The 7,140-nt window shown below is 63.8% G+C and carries 6 protein-coding genes; 2 read left to right on the top strand and 4 right to left on the bottom strand.

What is annotated here, in order from left to right; all coding sequences use genetic code 11:
- Nucleotides 1-293: 293 nt before the first annotated feature.
- A complete protein-coding gene (locus HU720_RS23465) occupies nucleotides 294-1,547 on the top strand; it encodes an OprD family porin (RefSeq protein WP_186523468.1) in 1,254 nt (417 codons plus the stop codon).
- 42 nt (nucleotides 1,548-1,589) lie between these two features.
- Here HU720_RS23465 and HU720_RS23460 read toward each other — a convergent pair whose 3' ends face one another.
- From HU720_RS23460 to ycaC, 4 genes are all read right to left on the bottom strand, one after another.
- On the bottom strand, nucleotides 1,590-3,431 hold the full coding sequence (locus HU720_RS23460) for an amidohydrolase (RefSeq protein WP_186523469.1): 1,842 nt from the start codon (nucleotides 3,429-3,431) through the stop codon (nucleotides 1,590-1,592).
- Nucleotides 3,432-3,708: 277 nt separating this feature from the next.
- Entirely contained in the window at nucleotides 3,709-4,527 is an 819-nt protein-coding gene (locus tag HU720_RS23455; RefSeq protein ID WP_186523466.1) for an alpha/beta hydrolase, read from the bottom strand.
- Nucleotides 4,528-4,571: 44 nt separating this feature from the next.
- A complete protein-coding gene (locus HU720_RS23450) occupies nucleotides 4,572-5,138 on the bottom strand; it encodes an antibiotic biosynthesis monooxygenase (protein ID WP_186523464.1) in 567 nt (188 codons plus the stop codon).
- A 112-nt stretch (nucleotides 5,139-5,250) separates the two neighbouring features.
- Nucleotides 5,251-5,880: an isochorismate family cysteine hydrolase YcaC gene (gene ycaC / locus HU720_RS23445; RefSeq protein WP_186523461.1), complete on the bottom strand. Its 630-nt coding sequence runs from the start codon at nucleotides 5,878-5,880 to the stop codon at nucleotides 5,251-5,253.
- Nucleotides 5,881-6,044: 164 nt separating this feature from the next.
- Here ycaC and HU720_RS23440 point away from each other — a divergent pair, with 164 nt between their 5' ends.
- Nucleotides 6,045-6,956: a LysR substrate-binding domain-containing protein gene (locus HU720_RS23440; RefSeq protein ID WP_186523459.1), complete on the top strand. Its 912-nt coding sequence runs from the start codon at nucleotides 6,045-6,047 to the stop codon at nucleotides 6,954-6,956.
- Nucleotides 6,957-7,140 lie beyond the last annotated feature (184 nt).

Genomic DNA, 7,140 nt, shown 5'->3' with positions numbered 1-7,140 from the left:
CCTTTCGCGACACAAGGCCGCTCCTACACAATCAAAAGCGACTTGCCCGAAACCATAGAATCTCCCACAGAGACCGCACACAGCCACAATATCGAGGGCTGGCCCAGATCCTGTGAGAGCTGGCGCCAGCCTGCGATGAGGCCAGCACAAGCCTGTATAGATTGCGCCCCTAAAACGCTGCGTGGGAGCGGGCTTGCCCCGCGATGAGGCCCTGACAGGCTGGCCCAGCACACCCATACAAGACCCTTCCTGCGCGATCGCCCACAGTCCCGGCTCATATCCCCGGAGCCACCATGCCTCTCTCCCCTCGCGCTCTGCTGGCCACACTGTGCGCGCTCGGCCCAACGCTTGCGCTGGCCGACGACGCAGGTTGGTCCCTGCTCAGCCGCAACTACTTCCTGCACAACGACTACCGCACGCCGTCCGGCAATGGCCAAAGCTACCGCCAGGAATGGGCGCAGGGCTTCATCGGCGAACTGCGCTCGGGCTTTACCGACGGCATGCTGGGGGTTGGCGTAGATGCCCATGGTTTCGTCGGCCTGAAACTCGACGGCGGCCGGGGCCATGCCGGGACCGGGCTGCTGCCACGCAACAGCAATGGCCGGGCCGAACCCAGTTACTCAAGCGCGGGCGCAGCACTGAAACTGCGCCTGGGCAACACACGCCTGCACTACGGCGAAATGATGGTAGACACACCGGTCTTCGACACCGGCGACAAACGCCTGCACCCCGAATACGCCACCGGCTGGCTGCTGGAAAATACCGACCTGCCGGGCTGGCACTTGCAGGCCGGGCGTTTTACCGCGTTCAGCAACCAGGACAGCAGCGCCAGCCATGACGACTTCGCAGGCTACGGCGCCAGCACCGGTGGCCGTGCCATAAGCCTTGCCGGCGCAACCTTCGCCCCAGCGGGGCCGGTGGGCGGTGCGCTGTTCGTTTCGCAGCTTGAAGACACTTGGCACCAGGGCTACCTGAACCTCAACCTCGCCCAGGGCAACTGGCGCCTGGACGCCAACCTCTATCGCACCGTCGACAGCGGCAAAGCCCGCGCAGGCGACATCGACACCCTCGCCTACAGCCTGGCCGGCAAATACCGGCTTGGCGCGCAGGCGTTGACCCTGGCCTATCAGAAGGTGCGCGGCGACACACCATTCGACTTCGTCGGGGGTGACTCCATCTACCTGGCCAACTCGATCAAGTACGCCGACTTCAACGGCCCCGGCGAGCGCTCGTGGCAACTGCGCTACGACCTTGATTTCGCAACCTTCGGGGTGCCCGGCCTGAGCCTGATGGGCCGCTATGTCAGCGGACGCGGCATCGACGGCAGCCACGCCCCAAGCAGCGGTGCTTACGCTGGCCAGTACGGCGAAGGCAGCGAACACTGGGAGCGTGACATCGACCTCAAGTACGTGGTGCAGGCCGGCAGCGCCAAAGGCTTGAGCCTGTCGCTGTCGCACGTCAGCCACCGCGCCAACGACGCGCAGGCGGGCGACGATATCGACCGCCTGTACGTGATCATCGAATACCCACTCAAAGGCGTGTTCTAAGGCCTGGAAACAAATGGGGCCGCGATGCGGCCCCGGTTCATCTCAGAAGGCGAAACACGAACAGCCCAACGCGCCCCAGAAGCCTTGGAAGTCATTCACCGGCACGCTCGAATGCCGCGCCTTTTCATGGCTGTGGGCATGCACCCCGCAAGGCCCCGAGCACTGGTGCACGGCAGCGGCCAGCGAAGGCGTGCCCACGCGCCAGTGCCCTGGCACCTTGGCCACCGGCGACCACTCCGGCAGCACCGGCACCTGCGGTGGGCCGAGCCGGTCGAACTCGCCCGCCGCGTACACCACTTTGCCGTCAACCACGGTCAATACCGACTCGATGCCCTTGATCGCCTCTTCTTCGACACTGAAAAAGTCCAGCGACAACGCCGCCAGGTCTGCCAGTTGGCCCACCTTGATCTGGCCCTTCTTGCCCTGCTCGCTGGAGAACCACGCGCTGCCTTGGGTGAACAGCTGCAGGGCGGTGTCGCGGCTCAGGCCTTCGGGGTACAGCTCCATGCCGCCGACGGTCTTGCCGCTGACCATCCAGTACAGCGAGGTCCACGGGTTGTAGCTCGAGACGCGGGTCGCGTCGGTGCCGGCGCCGACCGGCACGCCCATTTCCAGCATACGCTTGATCGGCGGGGTGCTCTCGGCGGCCTTGGCGCCGTAACGGTCGACGAAATACTCACCCTGGAAGGCCATGCGGTCCTGGATCGCGATACCGCCGCCCAGTACCCGCACCCGCTCGATGTTCTGCGGGGTGATGGTTTCGGCATGGTCGAAGAACCACGGCAGGCCGTTGAACGGGATGTCACGGTTGACCTTCTCGAATACATCCAGCATGCGCGTGATCGATTCGTTGTAGGTGGCATGCAGGCGGAACGGCCAGCGCTGCTCGACCAGGTGACGCACTACCGGCTCCAGCTCTTCTTCCATGGTTTGCGGCAGGTCCGGGCGCGGCTCGAGGAAGTCCTCGAAGTCAGCCGCAGAGAACACCAGCATTTCGCCAGCGCCGTTATGGCGCAGGAAGTCAGTTCCGCTGTGCAGCTTGACGCTGGAGGTCCACTTGCGGAAGTCGTCCAGCTCTTCCTTGGGCTTCTGGGTAAACAGGTTGTAGGCGATGCGCACGGTCAGTTGGTTGTTGTCCGCCAGCTCCTGGATCACCGAATAGTCGTCGGGGAAGTTCTGGTAGCCGCCACCGGCGTCGATGGCGCTGGTCAGGCCCAGGCGGTTGAGTTCACGCATGAACTGGCGGGTCGAGTTGACCTGGTATTCAAGCGGCAACTTCGGCCCTTTGGCCAAGGTTGCGTAGAGGATCATCGCGTTGGGGCGGGCGATCAGCATGCCGGTGGGGTTGCCGAACTTGTCGCGCTGGATCTCGCCGCCGGCCGGGTTCGGCGTGTCCTTGGTGTAGCCAACTGCCTTGAGCGCGGCGCGGTTGAGCAGTGCGCGGTCATACAGGTGCAGCAGGAACACCGGGGTGTCCGGGGCGGCCTGGTTGATTTCTTCAAGCGTCGGCATGCGTTTTTCGGCGAACTGGAATTCGTTCCAGCCACCGACCACGCGCACCCACTGCGGGGTTGGCGTGCGAGCGGCCTGGTCCTTGAGCATGCGCAGGGCATCGGCTACCGAAGGGACGCCCTCCCAACGCAGTTCCAAGTTGTAGTTCAGGCCGCCACGGATCAGGTGCAGGTGCGAGTCGTTAAGGCCCGGGATCACCGTGCGCTGCTTGAGGTCGATGATCTGCGTAGTGGCACCCTTGTGGGCCATGGCTTCGCCATCGCTGCCCACAGCGATGAAACGTCCATCCTTGATGGCTACGGCAGTGGCGGTGGGCTTTTCACGGTCAACGGTATGCAGTTTGCCGTTGAACAGAATGAGATCGGCGGTCATGGCGCCTCCTTGGGTGGATGCATGGGCGGAACCGGCGGCGCCGGTGAAAGGCAATGCCGACCACAGCGCCCCGGCGGCGCCGAGTACGGTGCTGGTAGCGAGGAACTGGCGGCGGCTCTTGTCGTTCGGGTCCTGGGACATGGTGTTCTCCAACGGGATGCGGCAGGCGCAACAGCGGAGCATGCCGGTTGGCGCCAGGTGCAGGATTGGATGGATGTGCGGTGCGGGCTGTGGCCGCATCGCGGTGGCTCGGCATTGCGAACCACCGCGAGGGATGTCAGCCCTTCAGGAACGCCAGCAGGTCCTCGTTCAACTGCTGCGCATGGGTCACGGCAAAGCCGTGCGGTGCGCCTTTGTAGACCTTGAGCTCTGCCCCCGAGATCATCTGCGCCGCCACTTTGCCGGTCGTCTCGAACGGCACGATCTGGTCGGCATCGCCGTGGATAACCAAAGTCGGCACGTCGATTTTGGCCATGTCCGGGCGGAAGTCGGTTTCACTGAACGCGCTTACGCAGTCAAGGGTGGCCTTGATCGACGCCAGCAGCGCGATGTTCAACGTCTGGGTCTGCGTGCCTTGCGATACCGCCTGGCCTTGGTTCAGGCCATAGAACGGGGTGGCAAAGTCGGCGATGAACTGCGCACGGTCGGCGCGCAAGCCAGCCTTGATACCGTCGAACACCGCCGTATCGACACCCTCGGGGTTGTCTGCACGCTTGCCGAACACCGGGGTAACCGCGCCCAGCAGCACCAACTTGGCCACCCGTTCCGTGCCGTGCTTGCCGATATAGCGGCTGACGTCGCCACCGCCCATCGAGAAGCCCACCAGGGTGACGTCGCGCAGGTCGAGGTGCTCGATCAACTGGGCGATGTCGTCGGCGAAGGTGTCGTAGTCGTAGCCGGTCCACGGCTGGCTCGAGCGGCCGAAACCACGGCGGTCGAAGGCAATGGTGCGGTAGCCGCGGCTGGCCAGGTACTCCATCTGCGAATCCCACATGTCGGCATCCAGCGGCCAGCCGTGGCTGAACAGTACCGGCTTGCCGGTGCCCCAGTCCTTGTAATAGATCGAGGTGCCATCGCGGGTAACGAGCGTGCTCATAGTGGTATCTCCTGAAAAGTGGTCGGTGAGTTACGAAGGAGCGTTCAACCGCGCAGCCAGTTGGCGCAGCGGCGGGTTACCCACGGCATGATGTAGAACACCACGGGCAGGATGACGAACAGGTTGGCGATCAGGTTGCCGGTAATCGGGCCGCCCAGCTGAGGGTAGCGCATGAAAAACGGTGCCAGCAGTTGCGGTATGACCATGGTCATCGGGCAGATCACCAGGTAGGTCAGCAGCGCCTGCTTCCAGCGTGGCGGCTGCGCAGCGGTGGTGCTCGGTGGGGTGAACCAGAACTCCGGGTCGTCGTGTACCTGGGTGTGGTCACCGTCTTCGAGCAGCGGCAGCACTTCATTGACCAGCGCCTGGCGCTCGGCGGAATTGACCCAAGCCTGCAACTGCGCGGCATCGGCAAAGCGCACCACCGTGGTGAAGTGGCGGCCACCGTCGTCGGGGCGGATCACGTTCACATCCAGATGGCCGGGCTGATGGCGCGCGGCGCTGACGGTGCGCTTGAGCCAGGCCTCGTAAGGGGCCATGCCCTGGGCGCGCACCTTGTGCTGGATCACCAGCGTCACGACGTTGCGGTTGGCTTGGGTTGCGGTGTTCATCGGCGTTCCTTGGGATGAGCTTGCCCGCATCCACTGTGCAACGGCGCACGGGCTGAAGATTGAACAGGTGTGCTGCGCTGCCGGGCACCGGCTGGCGGTGCCCGGCACGGGCTTACTTACCGGCGGTCAGCGCGTTGTAGCTGGTCATCAGGTTGCGGTAGTCGGGGATGTGGTTGGAGCACAGCGCCGCCAGGCCTTCGACATCGTTGCGCCAGTCGCGGTGCAGCTCACAGGCCACGCCGAACCAGGTCATCAACTGCGCACCGGCGCGGCTCATGCGGTCGTGGGCGGCGTCGCGGGTCATCTCGTTGAAGGTGCCGGAGGCGTCGGTGACCACGAACACTTCAAATTCTTCTTCCAGCGCGGCCAGCGCCGGGAAGGCGACGCAGACCTCGGTCACAACGCCTGCAATGATCAGTTGCTTCTTGCCGGTGGCTTTCACTGCCTTGACGAAATCTTCGTTGTCCCAGGCGTTGATCTGGCCTGGGCGGGCGATGTACGGGGCGTCCGGGAACAGTGCCTTGAGCTCCGGCACCAGCGGGCCGTTGGGGCCTTGTTCGAAGCTGGTGGTGAGGATGGTTGGCAGGTTGAAGAACTTGGCCAGGTCCGCAAGCGCCAGCACGTTGTTCTTGAAGCGGTCCGGTTCGATATCACGCACCAGCGACAGCAGGCCAGCCTGGTGATCCACCAGCAGTACAGCGGCGTCGTCTTTGTTCAGGCGGTTGTATTTGAAGGGGGTCATGGTCGTTGCTCCTAAAGGGTTTTGAGAGTGGTCTGGGCGTTTCGCGTTGATGAGCAAAGATTAGATTCATCACCTTTTGAGCGGTAGACTGCGAAAATTGGCTTTAGCGTTCTGTTTTATGAACGCTGAGCAGGCACCACCCCAGGCACTTGGAGAATTACCCTTTGGAAGACCTGAACTCCCTCTACTACTTCACCCAAGTGGTCGAGCACGGCGGCTTCGCCCCCGCCGGGCGGGCGCTGGATATGCCCAAGTCCAAGCTCAGCCGGCGCATCGCCGACCTCGAAGACCGCCTGGGCGTGCGCCTGCTGCACCGCACCAGCCGGCATTGTTCGCTGACCGAGATTGGCCAGGCCTACTACAACCGTTGCCTGGCAATGCGAGTCGAGGCCGAGGGCGCCGCCGAGATCATCGAGCGCAACCGCAGCGAGCCGCGCGGCCTGGTGCGTATCAGTTGCCCGACGACCCTGCTCAACTCGTGGGTCGGGCCGATGCTCACTCGCTATATGGTCAAGTACCCGCAGGTGGAGTTGTTCATCGAGAGCACCAACCGCCGCGTCGATTTGCTCCACGAGGGCTTCGATGTGGCGCTGCGGGTACGCTTTCCGCCCTTGGAAAACACCGACATGGTGATGAAGGTGCTGAGCAACAGTACCCAGTGCCTGGTGGGCCACCCGTCGTATCTGGCGCAAATGCCCGCAGGCTTCGACCCGCAGCAACTGAGCGAGCTGCCCAGCCTGCATTGGGGCAGCGCCCAGCGGGAATACCAGTGGGAGCTGTTTCAGGGCGAGGACACCAGCCGCAGCATGGTCATCACGCACACGCCAAGGGTGGTGACTGACGATCTGTTCGCTTTGCGTCATTTTGTCGTGGCTGGGGTGGGCATTGCCCATTTGCCGCGGGTGGCGGTGCGTGAAGACCTGGCCGAGGGGCGGTTGGTGGAGCTGCTACCGGGCTGGCACCCACGCTGCGGTATCGTCCATGCCATTTTCCCGTCACGGCGCGGCCTGCTGCCGTCGGTGCGCTCGCTGATCGACCATCTGGCTGAAGAGTTCGCCAGTAGCGATATGGCCTGAGGCCAGGGTTTGACCGTGATGGCCTCATCCCAAGGCTGTCGACAGCCACGCAGGCAATGCGCAACCGCAACATTGCTGGTTGGACCCAAACCTGTGGGAAATGATAGAGAGTTGTGGTGAGCGGGCTTGCCCCGCGTTGGGCTGCGCAGCAGCCCTGAAAACCCAAGGGGCTGCTGCGCAGCCC

It is taken from the genome of Pseudomonas sp. SWRI51, from assembly GCF_014268825.1.
Classification (GTDB): Bacteria; Pseudomonadota; Gammaproteobacteria; order Pseudomonadales; family Pseudomonadaceae; genus Aquipseudomonas; species Aquipseudomonas farsensis.
The sequence above is the reverse complement of the archived record's forward strand: the minus strand, read 5'-3'. Positions and strand labels throughout refer to the sequence as shown.

What these genes read in the sequence shown, in the direction of transcription:
- HU720_RS23450 (WP_186523464.1), bottom strand. Translation starts at nt 5,138, where the DNA reads ATGAACACCGCAACCCAAGCCAACCGCAACGTCGTGACGCTGGTGATC.
- HU720_RS23455 (WP_186523466.1), bottom strand. Translation starts at nt 4,527, where the DNA reads ATGAGCACGCTCGTTACCCGCGATGGCACCTCGATCTATTACAAGGAC.
- HU720_RS23460 (WP_186523469.1), bottom strand. Translation starts at nt 3,431, where the DNA reads ATGACCGCCGATCTCATTCTGTTCAACGGCAAACTGCATACCGTTGAC.
- HU720_RS23465 (WP_186523468.1), top strand. Translation starts at nt 294, where the DNA reads ATGCCTCTCTCCCCTCGCGCTCTGCTGGCCACACTGTGCGCGCTCGGC.
- ycaC (WP_186523461.1), bottom strand. Translation starts at nt 5,880, where the DNA reads ATGACCCCCTTCAAATACAACCGCCTGAACAAAGACGACGCCGCTGTA.